General features: G+C 62.8%; 21 protein-coding genes and 1 pseudogene. 12 read left to right on the forward strand and 10 right to left on the reverse strand.

Going from position 1 to position 23,945, the window contains the following annotated elements:
• Positions 1-5: 5 nt before the first annotated feature.
• From NKH70_RS21480 to hemP, 3 genes are read right to left on the reverse strand one after another with little or no spacing between them, the layout of a single operon-like run.
• Entirely contained in the window at positions 6-914 is a 909-nt protein-coding gene (locus tag NKH70_RS21480) for a heme/hemin ABC transporter substrate-binding protein (protein WP_352721078.1), read from the reverse strand.
• Between the two features lie 10 nt (positions 915-924).
• Positions 925-1,986, reverse strand: coding sequence for a hemin-degrading factor (locus NKH70_RS21485; RefSeq protein WP_352913321.1), 1,062 nt, complete (start codon positions 1,984-1,986; stop codon positions 925-927).
• 9 nt (positions 1,987-1,995) lie between these two features.
• Entirely contained in the window at positions 1,996-2,202 is a 207-nt protein-coding gene (gene hemP, locus NKH70_RS21490; RefSeq protein WP_352451949.1) for a hemin uptake protein HemP, read from the reverse strand.
• A 288-nt stretch (positions 2,203-2,490) separates the two neighbouring features.
• Between hemP and NKH70_RS21495 the strand changes: the two are divergent.
• From NKH70_RS21495 to NKH70_RS21510, 3 genes and pseudogenes are all read left to right on the forward strand, one after another.
• Positions 2,491-4,637: pseudogene (locus NKH70_RS21495) on the forward strand (TonB-dependent hemoglobin/transferrin/lactoferrin family receptor).
• A gap of 5 nt (positions 4,638-4,642) precedes the next feature.
• On the forward strand, positions 4,643-5,074 hold the full coding sequence (locus tag NKH70_RS21505; RefSeq protein ID WP_352913320.1) for a hypothetical protein: 432 nt from the start codon (positions 4,643-4,645) through the stop codon (positions 5,072-5,074).
• A 2-nt stretch (positions 5,075-5,076) separates the two neighbouring features.
• Positions 5,077-6,396 (forward strand): energy transducer TonB family protein, encoded by a 1,320-nt coding sequence (locus tag NKH70_RS21510; protein ID WP_353025949.1) that lies wholly within the window; start codon positions 5,077-5,079, stop codon positions 6,394-6,396.
• Between the two features lie 70 nt (positions 6,397-6,466).
• Here the strand turns inward: NKH70_RS21510 and putA are convergent, their stop codons facing one another.
• Entirely contained in the window at positions 6,467-10,078 is a 3,612-nt protein-coding gene (gene putA / locus NKH70_RS21515) for a bifunctional proline dehydrogenase/L-glutamate gamma-semialdehyde dehydrogenase PutA (protein ID WP_353025951.1), read from the reverse strand.
• 153 nt (positions 10,079-10,231) lie between these two features.
• Here putA and NKH70_RS21520 point away from each other — a divergent pair, with 153 nt between their 5' ends.
• Positions 10,232-10,684, forward strand: a complete 453-nt coding sequence (locus tag NKH70_RS21520; RefSeq protein WP_352568904.1) for an Lrp/AsnC family transcriptional regulator — start codon at positions 10,232-10,234, stop codon at positions 10,682-10,684.
• 27 nt (positions 10,685-10,711) lie between these two features.
• On the opposite strand, the gene NKH70_RS21525 is transcribed toward NKH70_RS21520, so the two are convergent.
• Entirely contained in the window at positions 10,712-11,911 is a 1,200-nt protein-coding gene (locus tag NKH70_RS21525) for a cytochrome-c peroxidase (protein ID WP_352913316.1), read from the reverse strand.
• A gap of 7 nt (positions 11,912-11,918) precedes the next feature.
• Positions 11,919-12,365: a FixH family protein gene (locus NKH70_RS21530; RefSeq protein ID WP_353025953.1), complete on the reverse strand. Its 447-nt coding sequence runs from the start codon at positions 12,363-12,365 to the stop codon at positions 11,919-11,921.
• A gap of 157 nt (positions 12,366-12,522) precedes the next feature.
• Here NKH70_RS21530 and NKH70_RS21535 point away from each other — a divergent pair, with 157 nt between their 5' ends.
• Positions 12,523-13,452, forward strand: a complete 930-nt coding sequence (locus tag NKH70_RS21535; protein WP_353025954.1) for a sugar kinase — start codon at positions 12,523-12,525, stop codon at positions 13,450-13,452.
• Here NKH70_RS21535 and NKH70_RS21540 read toward each other — a convergent pair.
• From NKH70_RS21540 to NKH70_RS21550, 3 genes are all read right to left on the reverse strand, one after another.
• Positions 13,445-14,446 carry an NADP-dependent oxidoreductase gene (locus tag NKH70_RS21540; protein WP_353015179.1) on the reverse strand — a complete coding sequence of 334 codons (1,002 nt, stop codon included), beginning with the start codon at positions 14,444-14,446 and terminating at the stop codon, positions 13,445-13,447. The genes NKH70_RS21535 and NKH70_RS21540 overlap by 8 nt on opposite strands.
• Before the next feature lie 5 nt (positions 14,447-14,451).
• Positions 14,452-15,399, reverse strand: coding sequence for an alpha/beta fold hydrolase (locus tag NKH70_RS21545; protein ID WP_352913312.1), 948 nt, complete (start codon positions 15,397-15,399; stop codon positions 14,452-14,454).
• Between the two features lie 86 nt (positions 15,400-15,485).
• Complete coding sequence (locus NKH70_RS21550) at positions 15,486-16,301, reverse strand: oxidoreductase (RefSeq protein ID WP_352913310.1); 816 nt, start codon at positions 16,299-16,301, stop codon at positions 15,486-15,488.
• Between the two features lie 102 nt (positions 16,302-16,403).
• Between NKH70_RS21550 and NKH70_RS21555 the strand changes: the two genes are divergently transcribed.
• Positions 16,404-16,988, forward strand: a complete 585-nt coding sequence (locus NKH70_RS21555; protein ID WP_352913308.1) for a TetR/AcrR family transcriptional regulator — start codon at positions 16,404-16,406, stop codon at positions 16,986-16,988.
• A gap of 12 nt (positions 16,989-17,000) precedes the next feature.
• Here NKH70_RS21555 and NKH70_RS21560 read toward each other — a convergent pair whose 3' ends face one another.
• Entirely contained in the window at positions 17,001-17,999 is a 999-nt protein-coding gene (locus NKH70_RS21560) for a LacI family DNA-binding transcriptional regulator (RefSeq protein WP_353025956.1), read from the reverse strand.
• A gap of 197 nt (positions 18,000-18,196) precedes the next feature.
• On the opposite strand from NKH70_RS21560, the gene NKH70_RS21565 reads away from it, so the two are divergent.
• The 6 genes from NKH70_RS21565 (at position 18,197) to NKH70_RS21590 (ending at position 23,884) form a co-directional block, all read left to right on the forward strand.
• Complete coding sequence (locus NKH70_RS21565; protein ID WP_352719608.1) at positions 18,197-19,237, forward strand: ABC transporter substrate-binding protein; 1,041 nt, start codon at positions 18,197-18,199, stop codon at positions 19,235-19,237.
• Positions 19,238-19,364: 127 nt separating this feature from the next.
• Positions 19,365-20,402: an ABC transporter ATP-binding protein gene (locus NKH70_RS21570; RefSeq protein WP_352719609.1), complete on the forward strand. Its 1,038-nt coding sequence runs from the start codon at positions 19,365-19,367 to the stop codon at positions 20,400-20,402.
• Positions 20,399-21,286, forward strand: coding sequence for an ABC transporter permease (locus NKH70_RS21575; RefSeq protein WP_352719611.1), 888 nt, complete (start codon positions 20,399-20,401; stop codon positions 21,284-21,286). The genes NKH70_RS21570 and NKH70_RS21575 overlap by 4 nt, the downstream gene beginning before the upstream one ends.
• Positions 21,279-22,070: an ABC transporter permease gene (locus tag NKH70_RS21580; RefSeq protein WP_352719613.1), complete on the forward strand. Its 792-nt coding sequence runs from the start codon at positions 21,279-21,281 to the stop codon at positions 22,068-22,070. Before NKH70_RS21575 ends, NKH70_RS21580 begins: the two co-directional genes overlap by 8 nt.
• Before the next feature lie 80 nt (positions 22,071-22,150).
• Positions 22,151-23,005, forward strand: coding sequence for a phosphorylase family protein (locus NKH70_RS21585; RefSeq protein ID WP_352719615.1), 855 nt, complete (start codon positions 22,151-22,153; stop codon positions 23,003-23,005).
• Positions 23,006-23,464: 459 nt separating this feature from the next.
• Positions 23,465-23,884, forward strand: coding sequence for a hypothetical protein (locus tag NKH70_RS21590; protein WP_352913304.1), 420 nt, complete (start codon positions 23,465-23,467; stop codon positions 23,882-23,884).
• The last annotated feature ends 61 nt before the right edge of the window (positions 23,885-23,945 follow it).

The following is a 23,945-nucleotide window of genomic DNA, read 5'->3' on the forward strand; positions in this document are numbered from 1 at the left end:
CGCGCTCAATCCGTGACCTGGCCGCCATAGAGCGAGACGGCGAGGTCGTGGATAGCGTCGGCCGTGCGCGGGCCGAAGCCGAGCAGATAGCCGCCGTCCATGCGGATCAGCTTGCGGGCGGCACCCGCCGGCGTCGAAGCCACGGCAGGGTTCGAAAACAATTCGTCATCCGCGGTTGCCGGCCCGGCATTGTTCATCATCAGGATCGCGTCGGGCCTGGCTGTGATGACTGCCTCGTCCGACAATTGCTTGTAGCCGGCAAAGCCGTCGATGGCGTTGATGCCGCCCGCAAGCTTGATGATGCCGTCGGCTGCGGTGTCGCTGCCGGCGGCAAGCAGCTTGCCGCCCTGCATCGACAGCACGAACAGGATGCACTTGCGCTCCTTGATCGAGGCGGTCTGCTTTTCGGCTGCCTTCAGCCTGGCGTCGATCTGGACCGCCAGCGCATCGGCCTTGGCCTCGGTGCCGAGCGCCTTGCCGACGATGTGGATCTTTTCCAGAATGCCTTGATTATCATAGCGCTCGGGCACCTCGATGAACGGGATGCTTGATTTCTTCAAGACGTCGACGGCTTCTTTCGGTCCGCTGCCGTGCAGTGCCAATATGCCCGACGGATTGACCGACAGCACACCCTCCGGCGACAGCTGGCGCATGTAGCCGACATCCGGCAGCTCCGCCGCCGCTTGCGGATAGCGGCTGGTCGAATCGCGCGCGACAAGGCGATCCTGTTCGCCGAGCGCGTAGACGATCTCGGTGATCGAGCCGCCGATGGCCACGATCCTTGAGCGGTCGGCGAAAGTCGCGATGCCTTCGGCGGCCTGAGCCGGCATCAGCACGGCGAACGCCAGGAAAACAGCGGCCGCAGGACCAAGCGCCGACCTGGAGACCGATGCCAGCCTGGAGAATAGAACCATCATCGTTTCCTCAGGCTGCGGTCGGGCTTGGGATACGCGGCAGGTTTTCGGCCAGAAAGCGCCAGTCTTCGCGCTCGCTTTCGCCCTCATGCCGCTTACCGAAGAACTGGATGATCATCTTGCCGTCGGCGCCATAGACTTCGAGCGATGTGACATGGCCGTCCTTGGTCGGCTTGCGCACGGCCCAGACCTCATCGATGTGATCGGTCCGCAGGTGCAGATGGAAGGTCTCGTCGAGCACATTGAGCCATGGTCCCATCGGCTTGATCGAGGCGACGGGGCCGGAATGGATCTGGATGCAGCCGCGATTGCCGACAAAGCACATGATCGGCATGGCGCCAGCAGCGGCGTGGTTGAACATGGCGCTCACCGCATCCTTATCGACCAGCCAGGCATAATCCTGGCCGACCAAGCGCACCGCCTGGCGGCGGCTGAGCTTCAGTGTCTTCAACATGCCGAAGAACTGATGCACGTCGGTCAGCTGGCTCCAGCGGTCGCGCAGATCGTCGACGCTCGCCGAATTGTCCGCAGTCTCGGTCTCGTCGTCAGGCACGCCCGCTGAAATCGCCACCGTCGGTTCCTGGTTCGGCGATTCCAGCCCGGCCACCAGCCTCTGATAGGCGTAGAGGTTGGATGCTGGCCTGAGATGCACCTTGTGTACCGCCTCGCCTGCGGTGTCGAAGAACTGCAGGCTGCGTCGGATGTCGGCGCCGTCGCGCTTTTCCACGGCAAAGCCGTGCGCCCAGACTTTCGGGAAAATACGCAGGTCGATGTTTTCGCCGAGCACCATGGCATTGTGATTACCGGTGACGACCTTGTCGTAGACGCCGATCTTCTCGTGCACCGCGCTTTCGTTGCGGGTCAGCGCCATCACCTCACCGACAGCTTCGAGGCCAGTCAAAAGGTCGTTGACACGCGGCTCGACGCGCACGACGCCGTCGCCGCAATGCGCGGCGACCAGTTCGGCCTCCGAAATACCGAGCTGGGCGGCGAGGTCGCGCTCGCGCATTTTCGGATTGTCTGCCCGTGCCCGCCGGATCTCGTGCGGGGCGGGTTTTACGCGCTGGTCCATTTCTACCACCTACTTGTTGAGGATGAGCTTGCCCTGCCGGGTGATCTTCAGCCGGTACAGCGCACCATGATGCTCGATGCCGATCTCGTGCTCGCCCTGGAACAGCGTGTTGCTGGACAGCGTTCTCACGGCCGATTGGACCCGGTCGAAACGGACGGAATTTTCGTCGGAACGGCGGACGCGATAGCGAAAGTCGCTGGGATTGTGCGTGTTCATGGGTTCGCTCCCTGTTTTGTGCCGGGCATCTGGCTCGGCGCCTGCGTGAAATGCCGATTCAATTCTTGACTCGAATGGTCATGTTATCTAGCAGTGCAATACCGGAGTAAATGAGTCAACATTTAAGACGCCGGACGCGATGAAAAATGCCAGCGAGCCCCAAGCCAGCCAGCATCGAACATGGATTCTTGGAGTTCCAGCATGGGGTTGGCGAATTGGGGACGGCTGGCGGGCAGCGGCCTGGCACACTGGTCGACGGCAAGCAAAATGGGGTCTATGGCAAGCAAAATGGCCGCGTTGCTGGCCGGCGCGGCGGCGATCCCGCTGCTCGCCACACCGGCCGGCGCCCAGCAGGCCGCCCAACCGGCAGCCGACCAGCAGCAGACTGACCCGTCTCAACAGCCCGAAAAGGTAAAGCCGGCCCCGGCGGGTACCACGCTGCTCGACAAGATCCTGATCCTCAGCCGTACCGGCGAGACGGCGATCGAGTCGCTTGCTTCAGCCAGTCATGTCGACGAGGAACAGCTCGAGCGCCGCATGGCGACGACGCCCAACGAGATGCTGTTCGGTGTGCCGGGTGTCGCCGTCCAGGCCGACGCAAGGCGTGTCAGTTCCAGCATCAACATCCGCGGCCTGCAGGATTTCGGCCGCGTCTCCGTCATCGTCGACGGCGCCCGTCAGAATTTTCAGCGCTCGGATCACGGTACGCAATCGACCTTCTACATCGATCCCGAACTGATCAAATCCATCGATGTGATCCGCGGCCCGGTCGCCAATACCTACGGCTCCGGGGCGATCGGCGGCGTCGTCTTTTTCGACACCAAGGATGCTCAGGATTTCCTCAAGCCGGACGAGACCTGGGCGGCATCCGCGACCGGGCGCTACGAAACCAACGGCGAAGGCTGGAGCACCAGCGCCACCGGCGCGTACCGGATAAACGAGAATTGGGACGTGCTCGGCAACATCGTCTACCGCGACTTTGACGACTACAAGTATGGCGGCGGCGACACTGTAGCGGGCACTGGCTTCGATGTCTTGAGCGGCCTGCTCAAGACGACCATCCGCCCCAGCGAAAACAGCGAGCTGAAGCTCGGTTGGATCGGCTCGAACGACGGATGGACCGAGACCAGCGGCAGCGCGCCGGTGAACGACGCCGACCTGAAGGCGAATACCTTCACGGCCCGCTACAACATCACCGACGAAGACAAGAGCTGGCTCGATCTCCACATCAACGCCTCCTACAACAAGACCAAGCTCGATCTGACGACCCTTGTCGCGCAAAACCGGTTTGATCCGGTCACCGGCCTACCTGTGGTTCTGCCGGCGGGTTCGAAATCGACGTTCGACATCGGCACCTCCGGCATCGACATTTGGAACACGTCGAGATTCGAGACCGTCGGCATTGCGCATGAGCTGACCTATGGCGGCGACTGGGTTGCCGACGATGTCGAGACAGGCGGCACGGCGGGCGGCGACAGTTTCTACACGCCCTCGGGCGATAGAAACGTCTCCGGCGCTTACGTTCAGGACAAGCTCACCTGGGACTGGCTCGAGGTCATCGCCGGGCTGCGTTACGATAGCTACAAGCTCGACAGCGATGTCGGCGAAACCTCTGGCAACCGGCTGTCGCCACGCATCACAGTGGGCATTTCGCCCTTCGAAACCGCCAGCCTTTCCGGGCTGCAATTCTACGGCACCTATGCGGAAGGCTACCGTTCTCCGTCGCTGTCGGAGACGCTGATCAGCGGCAATCATCCGGCAGGCGTCAGCTTCCCGTTCCTCCCCAATCCCAATCTCAAGCCCGAAACCGGCAAGACCGTGGAATTCGGCGTCAACTACAGCACCAACGGCGTCATCCAGGCCGACGACGCGCTGCGACTGAAGGCGGCCTATTTCAACAACAATGTCGACGATTACATCGAGGCGTAACTCTATCGGCGTTCGACCCTACCAGCGGCTGCCCGTTCGGTCCGGGCATACCGATCTGTTTCCAGTATCAGAATTTCGCCAAGGCCAAGATTCACGGCTTCGAGATGGAGGGCGTCTACGACGCAGCGTGGGGCTTTGCCGGCCTTTCCGCCTCGTTCACCGATGGCCACACGATTTCCTATGAAGGCGAACGGGCGGACCTAGTCACCGTCCCCTCCTCCCAGGTCACCGGGCAACTCGGCTTTCGCTTCCTCGAGGACAGGCTGACCATCGGCGGTGAGGTGCAATACAACGGCAAGCCGCAGGGCAACGCGGTGGCCAAGGACTATACGCTGGTCAATGCCTTCGCCAGCTATCAGGCGTCCGACAATTTCAAGGTCGATTTCCGCGCCGACAATCTGTTCGACGTCAAATATGCCAACCCGCTGAACGCGTCGACCACGAGTGTCGTCTACGAGCCCGGCGTCACCCTGAAGCTGGCGGCGACGATGAGGTTTGGAGGCTGACGACAATGACAAGCATGACGGCATCCCTTCGTCTGTTCGCCGCGGTGCTGGCAATATCGCTTGCGGCGCCTCCGGCATGGACACAACAGCAAGCGCCGGCGCTTCTCCTCGAGCTCAACGGCGCGCAGCCTTCCGACAAGGGCTGCCGCCTGACCTTCGTGGTCACCAACAATCTCGGCGCCGGTCTGTCCAAGGCGGCATTCGAGATCGCGCTGTTCAACGAGGCCGGTGTCGTCGATCGGCTGACCGTGCTCGATTTCAAGGAGCTGCCGTCAGGCAAGACCAAGGTGACGCGTTTCGACCTTGCCGGCACCGATTGCGGCAAGGTTAGCCGCGTGTTGATCAACAGCGCCACGGAATGCGCCGGCGCCGAGCCGAATGCCTGCATGCGCGGGCTGAAGACGCAGACCAGGACCGGCATCGCCTTCGGGGTCTGAATTTGGGACTGGAACCCGCATTCGCGCGAAACACCGTGGCGTGGCCGCTAGCCGGTTTGCTGCCGCCGGAGCCGGACGATCCGGATTTCGCCATCCCGCGCGGGGCGCCGCGTGTTTCGCCGCGCGACAGGCCGGAAGACAGTTACATCGCCGATGCCGACGGCGACTTGACTGCGGTACCAGTGGAGCCATTGCGGCAGGCACGACAGAAGCAGCGGCGCCGCAATTGGACGGTCGCGATCGCCTGCTCTTGCGCATTCCACGTAGCCGTGGCGCTGGCCTTTCTCACGCTGCCGGACGACCGGCCAAGGATCGAGGGTGCCGACCAGCAAGGCGAAATGCTGCTCGGCGCCGAGCCGCAGCAGGCGGCCGGCGATGTCGGAGACGACCCGGAAGTGGCCAACGTAACGATGGTGACCATGCTCGACGCCAAGCCCGTCGAAACGGTCGAGGCGCAGGCGACCGCGGCTGAGGAGACACTCCAGCCGGTCACTGACGCGGCGAAGACGTCGGACATCGAGGTGGTCGAGCCGGTCAGCGAGGCCGCCAAAGAAACTGCACTTGCCGATCGCACAGAGCCGGCACCTGCGCAGCCGGCGCGCCAGGACCCATCGCCCGACATTCTTGCGACCGACAGGCTGGTGCCTGCCGACGACAATGCCGTGCCGCCGCCAGTCAGCGCCACCGAAACGGCCGAGCCTGCCGAGACAAGCGCACCGGCACCAGCCGATCCGACGCCAGCCGAAACAGTTCAGACGACCGAGACCGTCGGCGCGGCGGAAGAACCGAAGCCGAACAGGCCGGAGCCCAAGCAGCCGAAGAAGGCAACCGCAAAGAACAAGCCGGCCAAGAAGGCCGAACCAAACGAGCCTGAAAAGCCGGCCCTGCGCAAGAAGGCGGCCAAGGCACTTGCCAAAGCCGATTCCAAGAAGAGAAAGACCGGCTCCGGCGGCCGTGACGAAACGGATGTCGCGCGCGGCACGGCCGACGGCAAGAAGGACGGCAAGATCCTGACCGCCAGCAGGGGCGGCAAATCAGGCGTCGGCAATGCAGCCGTCACGAACTATCCCGGCAAGATCCGGTCAAAGCTGGTGCGGGCCTTCAATTCGACACGCACGCGCGCCACTGGCACGGCTACCGTTGCCTTTACCGTCGGCTCGAACGGCAGCGTCCGGTCGGCCAGGCTGACGGGCAGTTCGGGTGTTGCCGCGCTGGACAAGGCCGCACTCGACGCAGTCCGCCGGGCTTCTCCGTTTCCCCCTATTCCAGACGGAGCCGGTCGCTCGGCCTGGCAGTTCGAAGTGCCGCTCGGTATTAGGTAACGATCGTCCTCATGCGGGCACCAAAGTCGGCGCCGCCCCTGCCCGCGATGAGCGAGCCGTAGCGAAACCCTCAGGCCGCAGCCAGCAGGCTGGCATTGCCGCCCGCCGCCGTGGTGTCGACGCACACGGCGCGCTCGTGCGCATAGGCGGCCGGATAATAGACTTCGCTGACCAGCGGCACGATCGGGCCGGCGCGCTCGGCGATGACCTTGCGCACGATGCGCGCGGCCTCGGGCGTGCCAGAAAAGGCCACGACATCGACCCGCAGCGAGCGCGCTTCGACCGGGTCCGGTCTACCGTCGATGGCCGCCAGCGGCAGGCCCTTGCCGGTCAGCGCCGACAGCGCTGCCGGCGCGCCGGGCGCGACGGCGAGCACCGCATTGCCGGCGGATAGCGCCTGGATCGCCTGGGCAAGCAGCGTATCCGCGTCGGGACCGAGGCAGAGCACGCGCCCGCGGGGCGACAGCGACAGCGTGTTTGCCTCACCGGTCGGCCCGGGCAGGTCGACCTGGCCGAAATCGACGGCGGCTGCAGCGCCGATGGCCGCGGCGCCCTTGCCGCGCAGATGTTTCCTCAGGATGGCGACGCGATCCGGCCGCGTCGACCAGCCGCCAAACGCCGGGTCCGGCAGATTGTCGGCGAGCTCGGTCGCAGTCACCTTGCGGCCTTCGGCAAGATGGGTGCCGGCCTCCGGCCCCTTGCGGAAGCGCCGGAGATAATGTGGCCCGCCGGCCTTCGGCCCGGTGCCGGAAAGCCCCTCGCCGCCGAACGGCTGCGCGCCGACGACGGCGCCGATCTGGTTGCGGTTGACATAGATGTTGCCGGCATGGATGCCATCGACGAAATGCTGGGCGCGGCCTTCGATGCGGGTGTGCAGGCCGAAGGTCAGGCCATAGCCTTTGCGGTTGATCGCGGCGATCACCGCATCGATCTCGTCGGCATCGAAGGTGGCGACGTGCAGCACCGGGCCGAACACCTCGCGCTCCAACTCCTCGATGCCCTTGACTCGAAAGACGTGCGGCGCAACGAAGCGGCCGTCCTTCGGTGCTTCGAGCTTGGCAATCAGCCGGCCCTGCAGGCCCATTTTGGTGCAATAGTCGCGGATCGACGCTTGCGCCTCGTCGTCGATGACCGGGCCGACATCGGTCGAGATCCGCCACGGGTCGCCGAGGCTGAGCGCTTCCATCGCGCCTTTCAGCATCTCAAGCATCTTCTTCTCGACGTCCTTCTGCACGTAGAGCATGCGCAATGCCGAGCAGCGCTGGCCGGCACTCTGGAAGGCGGAGGCGAGGATGTCGCGCACCGCCTGTTCCGGCAGCGCAGTGGAATCGACGATCATGGCGTTCAGGCCGCCGGTCTCGGCGATCAGCATGGCGTCGGGCGCGGCGGTGTCGGCGAGCTGCTTTTCGATCAGCTTGGCGACCTCGGTCGAGCCGGTGAAGCAGACCCCGGCAATGCGCGGATCGGCGGTCAGCGGGCCGCCGACCGAGGGACCGTCGCCGGGCAGAAGCTGGATGACGTCTTCCGGCACGCCGGCCTCGCGCAGCAGCTGGACGGCGCGGAAGGCGATCAGCGGCGTCTGCTCGGCCGGTTTGGCGATCACCGAATTGCCGGTGACGAGTGCTGCCGCAATCTGCCCGGTGAAGATGGCCAGCGGGAAATTCCACGGCGAGATGCAGGCGATGGCGCCGCGCGCCTCGGTGCCCGCCTCGGCATTGGCGGCCTCAGCCGCATAGTAGCGCAGGAAATCGACCGCCTCGCGCACCTCGGCGACGCCGTCGGCCAATGACTTACCGGCCTCGCGTGAGGCCAGCGCGAAGAACTCGACGGCGTTCGCCTCATAGAGGTCGGCCGCCCGGTTGAGGATGGCGGCGCGCTCGGCGACCGGGCGTCTTGCCCATGCCGGTTGTGCCTCGACGGCGATGCGCACGGCGGTCTCGACCTGCTTGGCGCCGGCCTCGCTGACCGTGCCGACCACTTCCGAAGGTTTTGCCGGATTGACGACCGGACGCTGCTTGCCATAGCCGGCAGCGCGGCTGACCGGCTTGGCGTGCCAGCGCTCCGGCCCGGCGAACTCGGCCCTGGCCTTGTCGATCGCCGCCAGCGTCAGCGTGTCGGTGATGTCGAAACCCCTGGAATTGCGCCGGCCGGGGCCAAAGATCGCCGACGGCGGCACGATCGCCGGATTGGCGGCGGGGCCTTGTTTCTCCACCGTTTCGAGCGGGTCGCGGGCGATGTCCTCGGGCTCGACCTCCTCGTCGGTGAGCTGGTGGACAAACGAGGAGTTGGCGCCGTTCTCCAGCAGCCGGCGGACCAGATAGGCGAGCAGGTCGGAATGCGCGCCGACCGGCGCATAGATGCGGCAGCGCGTGCCTTCGGCCTTGCGCACCGTCTCGTGCAGTGCTTCGCCCATGCCGTGCAGCCGCTGGAACTCGAATGTATCGCGGTCCGTCGTCATCGACAGGATGGCGGCGACGGTGTGGGCGTTGTGGGTGGCGAATTGCGGATAGATGCGATCGGTCATCGCCAACAGCTTCTTCGCGCAGGCCAGGTAGGACACGTCGGTGTTGGCCTTGCGGGTAAAGACCGGATAGCCGTCGAGCCCGAGCGTCTGCGCCCGCTTGATTTCGGTGTCCCAATAGGCGCCCTTGACCAGCCGCACCATGATGCTGCGGTCGTATTTCCTCGCCAGTTCGTAGAGCCAGTCGATAACGAAGGCGGCGCGCGGGCCATAGGCCTGCACGACGACGCCAAAACCGTTCCAGCCGGCAAGCTCCGGCTCGGCCAGCACCCGCTCGATGACGTCGAGCGACAAATCGAGGCGGTCGGCTTCCTCGGCGTCGATGTTGAGGCCCATGCGCGAATGGCGCGCCGCCAGCGCCAGCGACAATAGCCGCTCGGCCATGACGGGCAGCATCTTTTCCTTCTGCGTCACTTCATAGCGCGGATGCAGCGCCGACAGTTTTACCGAGATGCCGTGATTCTGGCGGATGTCGGGGCCGTTGGCGCCGGCATCGAGCGAGGAGATGGCGTCGGCATATGCCTTGAGGTAGCGCAGCGCGTCGGCCTCGGTGCGGGCCGCCTCGCCCAGCATGTCGAAGGAATAGAGATAGCCTTTCTGCGTCATCGGCCGGCCGCGCCTGACGGCTTCGGCAATGGTGCGGCCGAGCACGAATTGCTCGCCCATCTCGCGCATCGCCGCCGCCACCGCCTTGCGGATGACCGGCTCGCCCAGCCGGCGCACCATGGCGCGCAGCGTGCCTTCGATGCCGCCCTCGCCTTCGTCGAGCACGCGGCCGGTCAGCATCAGCGCCCAGGTCGACGCATTGATGAAGATCGAGCTCGAGCCGCCCGAATGCGCCGACCAGTCGTGCGGCGCAATCTTGTCGGCGATGAGGTCGTCCATCGTCTCGGTGTCGGGCACGCGCAGCAGCGCCTCGGCCAGGCACATCAGCGCCACGCCCTCCTTGGTCGAGAGACCATAGGCTGACAGGAAGACCTCCATCAGCCGCGGATCGGACGAGCCGCGCACCGCGCGCACCAGATCGGCGGCACGGGCCGAAATCGCCTTGCGGTCTTGCGCGGACAGCCCGGCCGCCTCGGCCAGCCGCTTCACCGCCTGGTCTTCGTCGGGCAAATAATTGGCACGGATCTGCTGGCGGATGGTGTCGAGCGCTGGCATGGCGGTCCTGTATAAGGGAGCGGGCCGGCGGTCACCGGACCGAATGGCGCAAGCTAACATAAGTAGGGATTCCAGTCGGTCCAAAGAAATCGACAGCACAGGTCGATCGATCTATCATTAGGACTGATCACCTCCAATTCGACCAGGAATCCAATGACAGAAGACCAATTGGACCGGATCGACAGGAACATCCTGTCGGCGTTGGGTAGCAATGGCCGGCTTTCCATGTCGGATCTGGCGGCGAAAGTCGGCCTGTCGAAGACGCCGGTGCAGGCTCGAGTCAAGCGGCTGGAGAAGGACGGCTTCATCAGGGGCTACCAGGCGATCATCGACCGTGAGCGCATGGGCGAAGGCCATGTCGCCTTCGTCCAGGTGAAACTGTCCGACACCCGCTCGGCCGCGCTCGACGCCTTCAACCGCGCCGTGCAGGCGGTGCCGGAGATCGAGCAGTGCCACATGATGGCGTCGAGCTTCGACTATCTGCTGAAGGTCCGCACCACCGACATCGCCGCCTACCGCCGCGTGCTCGGCGAGCGCATCTCGGCCCTGCCGCACGTCGCCCAGACCTCGACCTTCGTGGCGATGGAGACGGTGAAGGATCGGTAGGAGAGCGCTGCTGTTGTCCCGCCAACCTCACTCCGCCAGCGTCTTCAGAAACGCCACCAGCGCCGCGCGTTCGCGATCCGAAAGCTGCAGCGGATGGATCTCGGATGTGCCTTCGACACTTGCCGGCGCCTTGGAATAATGCGCCACCACTTCGTCGAGCGAGGAAAACTGCCCGGCATGCATGTAGGGCGGACGGGTGGCCGCGCCGCGCAGCGACGGGGTCTTGTAGGCACGGACGAGTTCCGGCCCGGCCTTGACCATGAAGCGCAGTTCGCGGCAGGCGCTGGCATCGCCGTCGCGAAAGGCACCGAAGCAGTTGAACGGATCGGCCTCGACCTGCGCCACCGCGTCGACACGGCCGCGATCCGGCGGCAGGCCCGCGACCGGCGGCACGCCGGTGTTGTGGAAGCTGCCGTCGGTAAGACGCGGGCCATTGTGGCAGGTCACGCAATTGGCCTTGCCGATGAACAGCTTCAGGCCGAGGATTTCCTCCGGCGAAAAGGCGGCGTCGCCTTTCGGCTCGGCGCCCGCAGCCAGGTCGATGGCAAAGCGGTCGAAGCGTGTCTGCGGCGGCGCGATCGAGCGCTCGAAGGCGGCGATCGCCTTGCCGATATTGGCAAAGACGCGGTTGACGTCCTCGGCTTGGCTGGCGGGCATGGCGTTCCAGGCCGCCTTCTCGGCATCGGTGCCGAGCGGGCTGGCATTGGCCGGCACGCTCGAAAGGTCAGGCAGCGGCCCGAAGATGCGCTCGTAGCGCTCGCCGAAGCGGGCCTTGATGTAATGCGCGAAGGCGGCGCGGTTGCCGGCCTGCTCCAGCGGATTTTCGAGCGGTGTCAGCGCTTGCGCCCACAGGCTGTCGCGCCGCCCGTCCCAGAAGAACCAGGGATCATGCGCGACGCCGGCCAACGGCATGGTACGACGGTTGGTGCGGCCGACGCCGACAGCTTGCGGCAGGTCGTCCTGGAATTGGCGGTCGATCTTGTGGCAGGTCGAGCACGATACCGTGTCGTCGCCGCTCATCCCGGTGTCGAAGAACAGCGTCGAGCCCAGTGCCGCTGCGGCCGGCACATCGGCGAAGCGATTGGTGGTGTCGGGCTTCAGCGGCGGCAGCTTGGACAGGGCCAGCGAGGCGATGGTCTGCTTTTCGGCATCGGAAAACTCCGGTCTGCCGCAGCCGGCAAGCACGGCCACCACCACCAACGCGAGAAGACTGGAAAACCGGGCCATCAGTGGCTCACAGCACCACGTTGAAGACGACAGTGTCCGAACCGGCCGCAGCGGAAATGGCAAAATGCAATTGCCACCACCCGCTCATCGTGAATTTCACGCCGTCGATGCGATAGCGCCCCTCGCCGAGGTAATCGGTCGCCTGCGGGCTGGTCGGCAGACCGTGCTTGTGCTGCGGCATGCCGCCGGAAATCGTTATCGCAGCACCTTCCACCGGCGCACCCTCGACGGTTCTCAGCGTCAGCAGCCAGGATTCCAGTTCGCCCTGCCGGATGACGCCCTTCTCGGGCTCGAAAGTCGCCACGAACAGCTTGTTCGCTGCCGTCTTGGAACGGCCTACGTCCGAGCTTGGTTGCGGCGCATGCGGCGCCGTCAGATAGACGACGACCAGCACGCCGGCGAGCAAGGTAGCCAAGCCGAGGCCTCCAAGAAGATAACGCCATAACGATGCCAAACCTATTCCTGTTCTGCGGATAACGTTTCGCTGGGCAGATCGCGTCCCACGCCCCTGTGGGAAATTGCCCCCAGTGCAAGAATCCGCCGTCGCCAAGCATGGCGCTGCCGGCAGCAAAAAGCTACAGCACCGCAATTGCAGGATGGAGGAGTACTTCATGGCAGGAAACGGCATCGCCTCGATCGGCGAGTGCATGCTCGAGCTTTCGGGGCAGGTCGGGCCGAACTGGCGCATGGGCTTTGCCGGCGACACGTTCAACACTTTGTGGGCGCTGCATGCCTTGAGCGGCGAGCGGCCGGCGACCTATGTGTCGGCCTTCGGCGACGACCCGTTCTCACGCGACCAGATCAAGTTCCTGGCCGAGAACGGCATCGGCATCGGCGCCAGCCCGGTGATAGCGGGCGCCCGCCCCGGCCTCTATGCGATCACGCTGACCGGCCCTGAACGTTCTTTCACCTATTGGCGGGCCGATGCGGCCGCAAGGCAGTTGGCTTCGGACCCAGCCGCTTTGCAGAAAAGCCTTGAAAACCAGGCGCTTGTCTATTTTTCCGGAATCACTTTGGCAATCCTCGACGACGACGCACGCGAGGTGCTGCTGACGGCCGTGGCCAAGGCGCGCGCGGCCGGCTCGCTGATCGCCTTCGATCCCAACTACCGGCTGCGGCTGTGGCGCCGGCGCGAGGAAGCGCAGGCCGCGATCCTCGAGGCGCTCGCCGTCGCCGACATCGCACTACCCACCTTTCCCGATGAGCAGATGCTGTTTGGTGATACGACATCGCAGGAAACAGCTGAACGGCTGCGAAAACTGGTTGGCGAAGTCGTCGTCAAGAACGGCGAGGAACCGGCGCTGATCGCGCAAAACGGAACCTTGCAATCGGTGCCGGCGGTACACGTGGCCAACCCGGTCGACACCACCGGCGCCGGCGACTCCTTCAACGGCGCCTATCTCGCCGCTCGCCTTGCCGGCCATGCCCCGGCAGAAGCCGTGCTGCGCGCCCATCGCGTCGCCGCCGCCGTCGTGCAGGTGCGCGGCGCGCTGGCACCGTTCGAGACGCTGAGGGCAGCGTTCGAGGCGCCTGCTATCTGACCTTGATGACGACCTTGCCCTTGGCGCGTCCTGTTTCGACATAGGCCAGGGCGTCATTGGTCGCTTCGAATGGAAAGACCCGATCCAAAACCGGGCGGATCGCGCCGGCTTCGATGAGGGCGGTGATTTTGCTCAGCTGATCGCCCTGCGCCCACATGAAAAGGAACGAAAACTGCACACCACGGCGCTTGGCTTTGGCCCGAATTCCGCGGCTGAGTAGGCGCAGCACCAGCCTCAGCATCAAATTCAGTCCCTTTTCCCTGCCAAATTCGGGATCCGGCGGACCCGAGATGGAGATGAGCTTCCCACCCGGTTTCAGCACGCTCAGAGATTTTTCCAGTGTTTTGGCGTCCTGGCTGTTCAAGACGACATCGTAGCCCGACAGAACTTTCTCGAAGTCGTCTTTCCTGTAGTCGACGACGACATCGGCGCCGAGACTTTTCACCAGATCGGCACTCGCCGCGCTGGCGGTTGTCGCAACGGTCGCGCCGAGGTGCTTGGCCAACTGAATAGCAAATATCCCGACGCCGCCGGAACCAGCCTGAATGAACACCTTCTGTCCCTTCTTCAGGTTTGCCCTGTCGATAAGCGTCTGCCAGGCGGTGAGACCGACCAGGGGAATCGAGGCCGCCTCTTCCATGCTGAGATTCTCAGGCTTGAGCGCCACGTCGGCTTCATTGACGGCAATGAATTCGGCGAATGTCCCAATCCGGCCATCGCGCGGCCGCGCATAGACCTCGTCGCCGGCTTTGAACTTGCCGACCTTGGATCCCACGCGAACAACCTTCCCGGCCACGTCGTGGCCCAGGGTGAAGGGCCGGTGATAGGGCAGGATGAGTTTAAATTCTCCGGTTCTGACCTTGGAATCGAGCAGGTTCACCCCTGCGGCATGGACCTCGACCAGAACATCGCTGTCCTGGAGCTCCGGCTCCGGCATTTCGGCCAGCCGCAGGGTGCCCTTTTTATTATACTTATCGACAACGAATGCCTTCATGGCAGTTACTTTCTAAGAATGTCTGTTGCTGTTCCGGACGAAACAAGCCGAACGTTTTCAGCTGCATAGCCGCCCTGCGGCAAGGCCTCAGCCTCGAGGAAGGACAGGGCTTTCGGGACAAAATCGGCGTAGTTCTGAAATACCCCGCCATGCCCGGCATCCGGATAGATAACCAGATGCGCCCCCGGGATACGCCTAGCGAGATCGTAGGTATTGCTGCTCGGCACCATCCTGTCCTGGTCGCCATTCGCAACCAAAGTGGGAATGCGGATGGCGCTCAGGTCTTGCGGCGCCAGCAGTCCGTAGGCCTTGATCGCCTTGAGTTGCGCGCCGAAGGCGCTCAGCGATACCGCCTTGTCCCGGTTATTCCGGCGCTCCTTCAGCCGTCCCAGAAACGCGTTTGCGGCGCGGCGCCCATTCGGCGTCCTTGTGAAGAAGAGATAGTATTTCGGATCCCGCAAAGTCAGCGCGCCCTTGATCATGTCCACGATCGTCAGCGGCGTCACCTTGTCGATGCCTTGCCCACCGGCCGGCCCCGTTCCAGCCAGGATGAGTTTGCGCACGAGCTTAGGCTCCGTCAGCACTATTTCCTGCGCCACGAAGCCGCCGAGCGAAAAGCCGAAGAGATCGACTTCTTCGAACCCCAGCGCCCGGATAAAGGCGATTGCATCCCGCGCCATGCCGGAAATGGTCGACGGAGTCTTGCCCCCCGAAGCACCGATGCCGCGATTGTCGAAGGCAATCACCCGCCGGGTCGCAGCGAGGCCGTCGACGATGCGCGGATCAAAATTATCCAGCTGAGCAGCCAGATGGTTGAGCAGGATCACCGGCACGCCCGCCCTGGGCCCGAGTTCCCTGTAAGCAAATGCTGTGCCGCCGACATCGATCGAGAGCGTTGGCGCGTCCTGGAACAATGCCGGTGAACGCGGCGACCGATTGGATGTATGTGTCATGCTTGGCGCCTCCGTCTCGTAGGGCCTGACCAAATGTGTTGTGGTTGCTAGTCGCATGTGCGTGAAATCCTCTGGCTCGCTGTTGTTCAGACCGGCAGTCGGAACTGCTTGCGCAGGCTCTTGTCGAAAATCCCCGCGGGGGCAAAGCGGCGCAGCAGGCTGACCTGGCGCGCTGCCTTGCCAGCGGTATAGCGCCGTCGCGGACGGGCATCGGTCGCTGCCTTGACAACCACATCCGCCACCACTTCCGGCCGATCGGCTTTGGGCATCACATCGCCCAGCAGCGCCTTGAGCCCGGCTCGAGCCCGATCGTATTCCTTCAACAGCGAATCCGGCTCGATGCCGTTCTGGTCGAAGACGGTGCGGACGAATGCCGGCTCGATGACGGAAACGCGGACGTTGAAGGCGCGCACCTCGTGGTCGAGCGATTCCGAATAGCCTTCGAGCGCGTGCTTGACCGCCGAGTAATGAGCTGAGTATGGCGCGGGTACCAGTCCCAGAATGGAGCCGATATTGATGATGCGCCCTTCGCCGCGCCGCCGCATCGACGGCAACACCGCATTGGTCATCCGCATGACGCCGAACAGATTGACGTCGAACAGGGCTTGTACCTGTGCGACCGAGGATTCCTCGGCGCCGCCTAGCAGGCCGACACCGGCATTGTTGACCAGGAGGTCGATCCGGCCGGTCTGCGCGAGCACAGTTGAGACGAGGGCGCCGACCGAGTCCCCGTTGGTGACGTCGCACGTCAGCATGGATACCTGTGTCGGTCCGTTGCTTGTCGCCCTGCGGCTTGTCCCGAAGACCGTAAACCCTGCCCGCGCCAGTGCCTCGGCGCTGGCTCGGCCAATGCCCGAGGAGGCTCCAGTCACGAGCGCGGTCTTTCCCGAATTCATCTTCATTTCGTGCTCCAAAATCATGAGGGCTAGATTTTTTCCATCAATTGAATTATGATCATAATATCACATTACGCTAATAATGCAATAGCAAAGAGGAATAGCAGCATGCGCTACGAAAAGGGCCGAAAAGACGCGTCACGCAGCCGGATCATGGAGGTCGCCGCCGAACGTTTTCGATCTGACGGCATCGCGGCGTCCGGGCTGGCAACCATCATGAGCGACGCCGGGCTGACGAACGGCGCCTTCTATCCGCACTTCCAGTCCAAGGCGGAGCTCGTCCGTGAAAGTGTGGCGGCGGCCTTGGACGCTCAGTCGCATCAAGTGCAGGAAGCATTGGCCGCCGGCGGCCCGGAAATGGCCATAGAGACGTATCTATCGGCCGAGCACCGGGACAATCCTGGAAAGGGCTGCGCTTCGGCCGCGTTGTTGCCGGAAATCGCGCGGCAGCCGCCTGAAACGCGGGCCCTCTACGCCGAGCGCATTCAATCCCTGGTGCGCCAGATAGCCGAAGCTCTGCCGCGGACCAATGATCCAGAGGGCGCTGCGTTGGGCATGTTTGCAACGCTCATCGGCGCTCTTCAACTCGCGCGCGCCGTGGAAGGGACGGAATTGTCGGATCGCATCCTAGCGGCGGGAGCAGATGCCGCGAAAGCGCTGATCCGGCCGGTTCAAGACAAGGTGGCCTCCTGAGGGCAGCCCGGACTATTCGGCCGGCTCGAATCTGCCTTGCACCAAGACTGTCTCCACCGGCCCAAGCGGATTGATGATCCGGCTCTCCAGGACTTCGATAAGTTTGCGTCCAACACCAGCCATATCCACGGAATGAACTCCGATCTTTGCCGGCAGGAAGCGTGCCAGCCGCGTGCTGTCACGGGTGACGATGTGGACGTCGCGGCCTGGTGTAAGACCCCGCTTGCCGAGAGCGTGCAACGCTCCCAGAAGGCCCAGTTCGTTGGCGCACGCCAGGCCCGTTGGCGGATCCGACGACGCCAGCAAGCGATCGAACCAGCCTGCGCTCGATTCCATGGTGAACATGCCATGACCGATCAGCGATGGGTCGATCGGAATACCGGCCTCGGCCATTGCCCTTCCATAACCGGAAAGACGCATGGCGCTCGCCTGGTCCTCCGGAACGAGAAGTTGCAGCGCAATGCGTCGACAGCCCTTATTCATGAGCCGCCGGGTCGCCTCGTAGGCAATCTGTTCATTGTCGACATCGACATAGGGATACGCGATATCCAGGTCGGTTCTTCCAAACGCGACGAATGGCATGCGTTTATCCAGCAGCAGCTTGACGCGCGGATCAGCCGACACCAGGCGTGTGATGATCAGGCCGTCTGCGCTGCGCGCCTGAAGCTGCCGCTGCACACTCTCAACGGGATCGTCGTCGGGAGTGGTGGAATAGATGGACAGACTATAACCGGCTTGCCGCGCCGCCAGCGTCATGCCTTCGATTAAAGGAAGCTTCAACAGATCGGACAGATGGTCTCGTGTTTCCATCGGGAGTACGGCAGTCAGCGTCTGCGTTCGACCGGTTTTGAGCGCGCGACCATGATGATTTGGCAAATAGCCGACCCGCTTAGCCGCCTCCTTGACGCGGGCTATGGTCGAGGGCTGCACTTCCGGCCCATCCTTCAGAGCGCGGGACACCGTGGTCACCGAGAGGGAAAGTTCCGCGGCGATCTGCTTTAGATTGGCCATTGTTCGCCCGACTTCATTTGCGAAAGCGCCGGCTGATTTTGCTGACCGCCAACGTTACCGGATTCGACATCCCGGTCAATCCAAACTCCCGTAGGAAGCAGCTTGACTCCAGCGTATTCAGGTGCAATCGTAACGTTACGATTACAAAATAATGGCTCTTTCAAGCGATATTCCATAAAAGTTGGGGAGGAGAACCTATGTCCTGGCTACGCATTTCCTTAACAGCATTCGCAATCTCGGCTGCCCTGCCCGTACATGCGCAAACGGTCACCATCACGACCGCAGGCGGCGACTATGGCAACGCCATCAAGGAGGCCATGTGGGGCCCCGCTGCAAAAGAGCTTGGCTATGATGTCCGCGAGGAGACGCAGAGCGACGGCCTGGCCGCCCTGAAGATGCAGGTTACCTCGGGTGCAGTCACGACCGATATCGTCCACCTGGGTTCGCCGGAAGGCGCGCAGGCTGCCGCACAGTCGCTGCTTGAGCCACTCGACTACAAGATCATCGATCCGAAATCCGTGCCGGAGGGTGCAAAGTCCGACTACTGCTATCCGTTCGACTCCTATGGCACCGTCATGTCGTGGAACACCAAGACCTATGGCCAGAACCCGCCGAAGACGTGGGCGGAATTCTGGGATGTTGCCAAATTTTCTGGCCGTCGCGCGTTGCGCGCCAATGCGCAAGACTCGATCGAGATCGCGCTTCTCTCCGACGGCGTGGCACCGGCGGACGTCTATTCCGTGCTCAGCACGCCGGAAGGGCTAGAACGCGCCATCAAGCGGCTTGAAGCGATCAAACCAGATGTCGCCGTGTGGTGGACCTCGGGAGCTCAATCCGCGCAGTTGCTGAAAGACGGTGAGGCGGATTTGGTCATTACCTGGAACGGACGGGCCCAAACCGTGAAAGCAGATGGCGGCGCGGCTGACTACACGTTCAAGGGTTCGGTCATCGGCACGGACTGTCTTGGGGTGCCGAAGGGAGCGCCGAACAAGGAAGCCGCGATGAAGCTCATCGCAGCGATGACGCAGCCCGCGCGCGTTGCCAAGCTGACCGATTTCATTGCCTACGGCCCAGTCAATCCTGCGGCATATGAGGGTGGCCTTATTCCCGAGGACCGTCTGAAGACCCTTGCGACCGCGCCTGAAAATGCTGGCACTTCGGTGTTTTCCAATTCAGAATGGTGGGTCAAGAATGGCGAGGCTGCCCAAAGAGCCTTCGATGAAATGATGGCCCGCTGACTCTCAGCTCTAATGCATGTCGCGCAAAAATGTGCAGCGCGCGACAACGACATGCATGAAAACAAGAACCTAAAGCGTATCGCGCGAGGCCGGTCGAACGCGACGCGCTTCAAGGCTGGAGCATATGATGAAGTCGCTCGCGATCACCATCGAAAGCGTGCACAAGGCTTATGGGTCCTACGTCGCACTGGATGATGTTTCGCTCGACATTCAGGCTGGCGAATTCCTCACGCTACTAGGGCCATCGGGATCGGGCAAAACCACGTTGCTCATGGCTCTGGCCGGTTTTGTCCGGCCGGATTCCGGTAAACTTTTCTTGGGCGACCGAGACATCACCCGCCTGCCGCCCAACAAACGAGACATCGGCATAGTATTCCAGAATTACGCCTTGTTTCCGCACATGAACGTCCTGGCGAACGTCGCGTATCCGCTGGTGCTGCGCAAGATACCGAGAGCGGAGGCGCGTCAGCGGGCGCTCGATACCTTGGCCCGCGTGAAGCTGGATGGTCTGGCGGAGCGCAATGTTGCCGCACTATCCGGCGGCCAACGTCAACGGGTGGCATTGGCGCGGGCTATCGTCTTCGAACCGCGCGTGATGTTGATGGACGAGCCGCTGTCGGCGCTCGACAAGAATCTGCGCGAGACCATGCAGTATGAGATCCGGCGTCTGCATGATCATCTAAAGATCACCACAATCTATGTGACCCACGACCAGCGCGAAGCGCTGATTATGTCTGACCGGATTGCGGTGATGAATTCTGGCCGCATCCAGCAGATAGATACGCCGCAGCGGATTTATGATCGTCCATCGACCCGCTTCGTCGCGGAGTTCATGGGCGAGGCTAACATTGTGGCCCCGGGCTCAGCGCGCAGAATCGATGGCGCCGAAGCATCACGCGAAACTCTGATGATCCGCGCCGAAAGCTTCCATCTTGATGCGAAGCTCGTCGGGGGAGACGGAGTGGCTCTCGAAGGAATACTGCGCGCCAAAGCGTTCCGCGGCGAGAACTGGCTTTTGACGCTGGCGCTTGACGGCGGGCAAGAGGTTCTTGTCTGCATTCCGGCAGCGCTGGCCGGCGGCTGCGCCGAGCTTGCCGCCGGTCAGCGGATGATTGCATATGCACCAGCAGCGAAGGTACACGCGATACCGGGAGCGATGGCGTGACCGTCGTCCGGGATCCGGCGCTCGCGGCGGATGCGCGGCGCGAGCGGCGGTTTTTTCTTTCACTTTCGCTCCCGGCGCTGTTCATCGTTGGACTGGCGGCGATACTGCCCATCCTTTGGATCATCCGGCAATCCTTCCTGACCACCGGGGGTGAGTACACCGTCGGCAATTACCAGAAGGTCCTTTCGAGCGGACTGACATGGTCGGCGCTCGTCACGACCCTCGAACTGTCCTTGGGTACGCTGGCGGCCTGCATTGTTCTCGGCACCCCTCTGGCGCTGGCTCTGGCCAGCGTCAGACCAAGGCTGGCCAACGTGCTCATGGCGTTCGTCATGCTGCCGCTGTGGACCTCCATTCTGGTGCGTACCTATGGTTGGCTGGTGCTCTTGCGGCGCGATGGCCTGATCAACGCGGCTTTGACCGGTTCAGGCCTGACGGCGGAGCCATTGCCGCTGGTCTACAACTTCACGGGAACGCTCATCGGCATGGTTCACTACATGCTGCCGCTCTTTCTGCTGCCTGTTTATGCTGCGATGCGCGATATCGACCCAAATCTCATTCGCGCGGCAGCGAGCATGGGAGCCACTCTCAGGCAGGTCGTCCGCACAGTCATTATGCCGCTTTCGGCGGGCGGCATCTTCTCGGGTTCGATCATCGTCCTCATCTACGCCATAGGTTTTTTCATCACGCCGGCGGTGCTTGGCGGCGGCAAGGTAAATCCGCTCTCTACCCGGATCGAGCGTACACTATCGACCTTTCAGGACTGGGGGTCGGCGAGCGTCCTGGGCATTCTGCTCCTCGTTCTTATGGCGCTGATCGGTGTGATGTTGCTGGCGGCACGCCGCCTGATGGCCCAGAACACGGTGGAAGCCTCCCATGCTTGAAGCCTATCCGCAAAACAGGCTCGCCCGCATTTTGCTCTGGAGCTTTGCCGCTCTTGTCATGGCATTTCTGATGCTGCCGACGCTCGTGGTGGTGCCGCTTTCGTTTTCGGCGTCGAATCTCCTCGAGTTTCCGCCGCACGCCTACTCGTTGCGCTGGTATGAGAACTTCTTCGGCTCGGCAACGTGGATGGCTGCGCTCAGAACGAGTTTGATCCTTGGGACGTTGACGGCGTTGATCACGGTGCCATTTGCGCTGCTCGCCTGCATTTCGATGAATCGGCTGGGCGGAAAGACCGCTGCGACGATCCAGAGCGTCCTGCTAACCCCCTCGATCACTCCAGGAATCCTGCTTGCGATCGGCCTCTTCTTTGTGTTGGCTGCACAACATCTGATCGGAACGCTATTCGGTGTGCTGGTCGGACATGTGGTGCTGGCCGTTCCGGTCGCCTGCATTGTGTTGCTACCCGCGCTCGCCCGCTTTGACTGGAACCAGGTTCAGGCGGCGCGCAGCCTCGGTGCAAACTGGGCCAGAGCCATTGGCGGAATAATCGTTCCGCAACTTCGGATCAGCTTGCTGTCGGCGACATTGATGGCGTTCCTGACTTCGCTTGATGAGTCTGTGATTTCGATCTTCGTCGCAAGTGGTCGCAACAGCACGATGCCGAAGCTTATGTTCCTGTCGCTGCGCGATCAGATCGATCCGACCATTGCGGCGATATCGACATTGTGGACCGTCATCGTCGTGGCCGTCGTCCTGATTGTGACCCTTCGCCAAAAGTCCTGACCGAGACTGGAAACATGCCCACCAATCACCACGCAGCCGACGATCTGACGGATCATTCGACCGACATCCCTCAGGTAGGGTTGGCCATCATCACCGGGTCGGCAAACTGGGGGCTTGCCTTCCCGGAAGATGTCGAATTCGATGGTGTGCGCACCTTGCGGCGCGACATGAGTTTTGAAACGCCTTTCGGTCGCACCGACAACTGGAAGCTGCTCGAGTTCGATGCGTCGATCACCGCCGAAGGGAGAGCGAAGCGCGCGCTGTGCATGTATTCGCACGGCAATCCCCGCGACCGTATCGACCATTCCTGCCATCGCCGCGCGTTCTGGGTATTGATGCGGGCGGGTGTACGGCAAGTTCTCGCCTGCTCGACTGTAGGCGCCGTCAACAAGGCGATCCAGCCGGGCGACATGGTGGTGGCCGCCGACATCATCGAACTGACGCAGACCCCGTTTTCACTGCTTCCAGACCGCCAGAGCTTCGACTGTTCGGGCAAGCAAATCGTGTGTCCAAGATGTGCGGCGGTTCTGGTTGAAACGGCCCGCCGTCATTGGCCAGCCGAATGCCGCGTTTATGGCATCGAACAGCAGTTGGTGGCTGCCCATTGTTATGGACCCCGACTGACAACGCCAGCCGAAGCCTTGGCGTATCGGGGCATGGGGGCGGATGTACTCAACCATTCCATCGCCCCTGAGGCGACCCTGTCGCGCGAGATCGGCGCGTGTTTCGTGCCTTGCGCATTCGTGACGGCGGGCTTCAACGACTATATGGATCGCAATCGCCAGAAATTGCTGCAGGAGGACGTGCTGCCCAATCTCTCCATGACAGCCTCGCGGGTCGCCCTGGAGACCGCCGCGCGACTTCCCGCTGACCCGGAATGCTCCTGTCACGGCTTGAAGTCGCCTCAGCCGCAAGAACGCTCCAGCCGGTTCTGAGATAACCCTGGTGCGCCGGATAGCTGAAGCTCTGCCGCCGACCACGGACCCCGAGGGCGCTGCGCTGGGCATGTTCGCGACGCTCATCGGCGCGCTTCAACTGGCCCGCGCCTAGAAGGGACGGAATTGTCGGATCGTGTCCTTACAGCGGGAGCAGATGCCGCAAAGGCGCTGATGCGGGCGGGTTCATGACGAAGTGGCGTCCCGAGAGCCGTGGCCAAGGCCCGCGCAACCGAAGCGCAGGCCGCCATGCTCGAGGCGCTCGCCGCCGCCTAACGGCAAAACTCAATTAGCCACCTGCCGCCAATGGCCGAAATGGCCGAAACCTGTCGTTTGAATTGTCGTCAGAAACCATTCAGAGCACCAGGAGCGGACACGCCGTTGCCATCGGCTTCCGGCCCTTTGGCGTACATTGACTTGCCTCCTCCTTGATGGTTTCTGGTTTCCCGGAGGATCGAGATGGGTCTCTCAGCAGTGGTCTACAAGAGCGCCTCGGCTTTGGAAAAAGAGTTCCCCGGATATCACTTTCGGTGTGAACCGACGTCGGGAGAATGCGAGGTTATTTATCCTGACGGTGCACGAATTCCTCAGGATACCGTAACTGCCTGCGAGCGAAGGTTTGGGAACATCTCTCATATTGGAGTACTAAGGGAGACGATATTTGGATATCTCGGCAAGGGATCGGCTTTGGAGCGGCTTGTTCTCTATTCCGGCAGCCATGCCGGGGACGTGATCAAGGGTGCAAGCTTCGACGACCTTGAAGGAGAACTGAGACTTATCGAATCCAGCCCCGAAGCAGTTGTCAGGGAATTCGCCGATGAATTACTGGCGTTGATCAGCATGGCACGGCTTGAACAAAACCCCATCGTGTTTGTGTGAGCCGCCCAGCGTTGCAATCCTCTCAAACCGCTTTTTGACCCACTTGAGCCGTCGAGTGCAG

The organism is Mesorhizobium sp. M0991 (genome assembly GCF_040318915.1).
Lineage (GTDB): Bacteria > Pseudomonadota > Alphaproteobacteria > Rhizobiales > Rhizobiaceae > Mesorhizobium.

Bases quoted from the DNA above. Each gene is read 5' to 3' on its own strand.
- NKH70_RS21520 (WP_352568904.1), top strand. From the start codon at position 10,232: ATGACAGAAGACCAATTGGACCGGATCGACAGGAACATCCTGTCGGCG.
- NKH70_RS21580 (WP_352719613.1), top strand. From the start codon at position 21,279: ATGCTTGAAGCCTATCCGCAAAACAGGCTCGCCCGCATTTTGCTCTGG.
- NKH70_RS21570 (WP_352719609.1), top strand. From the start codon at position 19,365: ATGAAGTCGCTCGCGATCACCATCGAAAGCGTGCACAAGGCTTATGGG.
- NKH70_RS21540 (WP_353015179.1), bottom strand. From the start codon at position 14,446: ATGAAGGCATTCGTTGTCGATAAGTATAATAAAAAGGGCACCCTGCGG.
- NKH70_RS21485 (WP_352913321.1), bottom strand. From the start codon at position 1,986: ATGGACCAGCGCGTAAAACCCGCCCCGCACGAGATCCGGCGGGCACGG.
- NKH70_RS21590 (WP_352913304.1), top strand. From the start codon at position 23,465: ATGGGTCTCTCAGCAGTGGTCTACAAGAGCGCCTCGGCTTTGGAAAAA.
- putA (WP_353025951.1), bottom strand. From the start codon at position 10,078: ATGCCAGCGCTCGACACCATCCGCCAGCAGATCCGTGCCAATTATTTG.
- NKH70_RS21525 (WP_352913316.1), bottom strand. From the start codon at position 11,911: ATGGCCCGGTTTTCCAGTCTTCTCGCGTTGGTGGTGGTGGCCGTGCTT.
- NKH70_RS21480 (WP_352721078.1), bottom strand. From the start codon at position 914: ATGGTTCTATTCTCCAGGCTGGCATCGGTCTCCAGGTCGGCGCTTGGT.
- NKH70_RS21535 (WP_353025954.1), top strand. From the start codon at position 12,523: ATGGCAGGAAACGGCATCGCCTCGATCGGCGAGTGCATGCTCGAGCTT.
- NKH70_RS21505 (WP_352913320.1), top strand. From the start codon at position 4,643: ATGACAAGCATGACGGCATCCCTTCGTCTGTTCGCCGCGGTGCTGGCA.
- hemP (WP_352451949.1), bottom strand. From the start codon at position 2,202: ATGAACACGCACAATCCCAGCGACTTTCGCTATCGCGTCCGCCGTTCC.
- NKH70_RS21550 (WP_352913310.1), bottom strand. From the start codon at position 16,301: ATGAAGATGAATTCGGGAAAGACCGCGCTCGTGACTGGAGCCTCCTCG.
- NKH70_RS21545 (WP_352913312.1), bottom strand. From the start codon at position 15,399: ATGACACATACATCCAATCGGTCGCCGCGTTCACCGGCATTGTTCCAG.
- NKH70_RS21555 (WP_352913308.1), top strand. From the start codon at position 16,404: ATGCGCTACGAAAAGGGCCGAAAAGACGCGTCACGCAGCCGGATCATG.
- NKH70_RS21560 (WP_353025956.1), bottom strand. From the start codon at position 17,999: ATGGCCAATCTAAAGCAGATCGCCGCGGAACTTTCCCTCTCGGTGACC.
- NKH70_RS21565 (WP_352719608.1), top strand. From the start codon at position 18,197: ATGTCCTGGCTACGCATTTCCTTAACAGCATTCGCAATCTCGGCTGCC.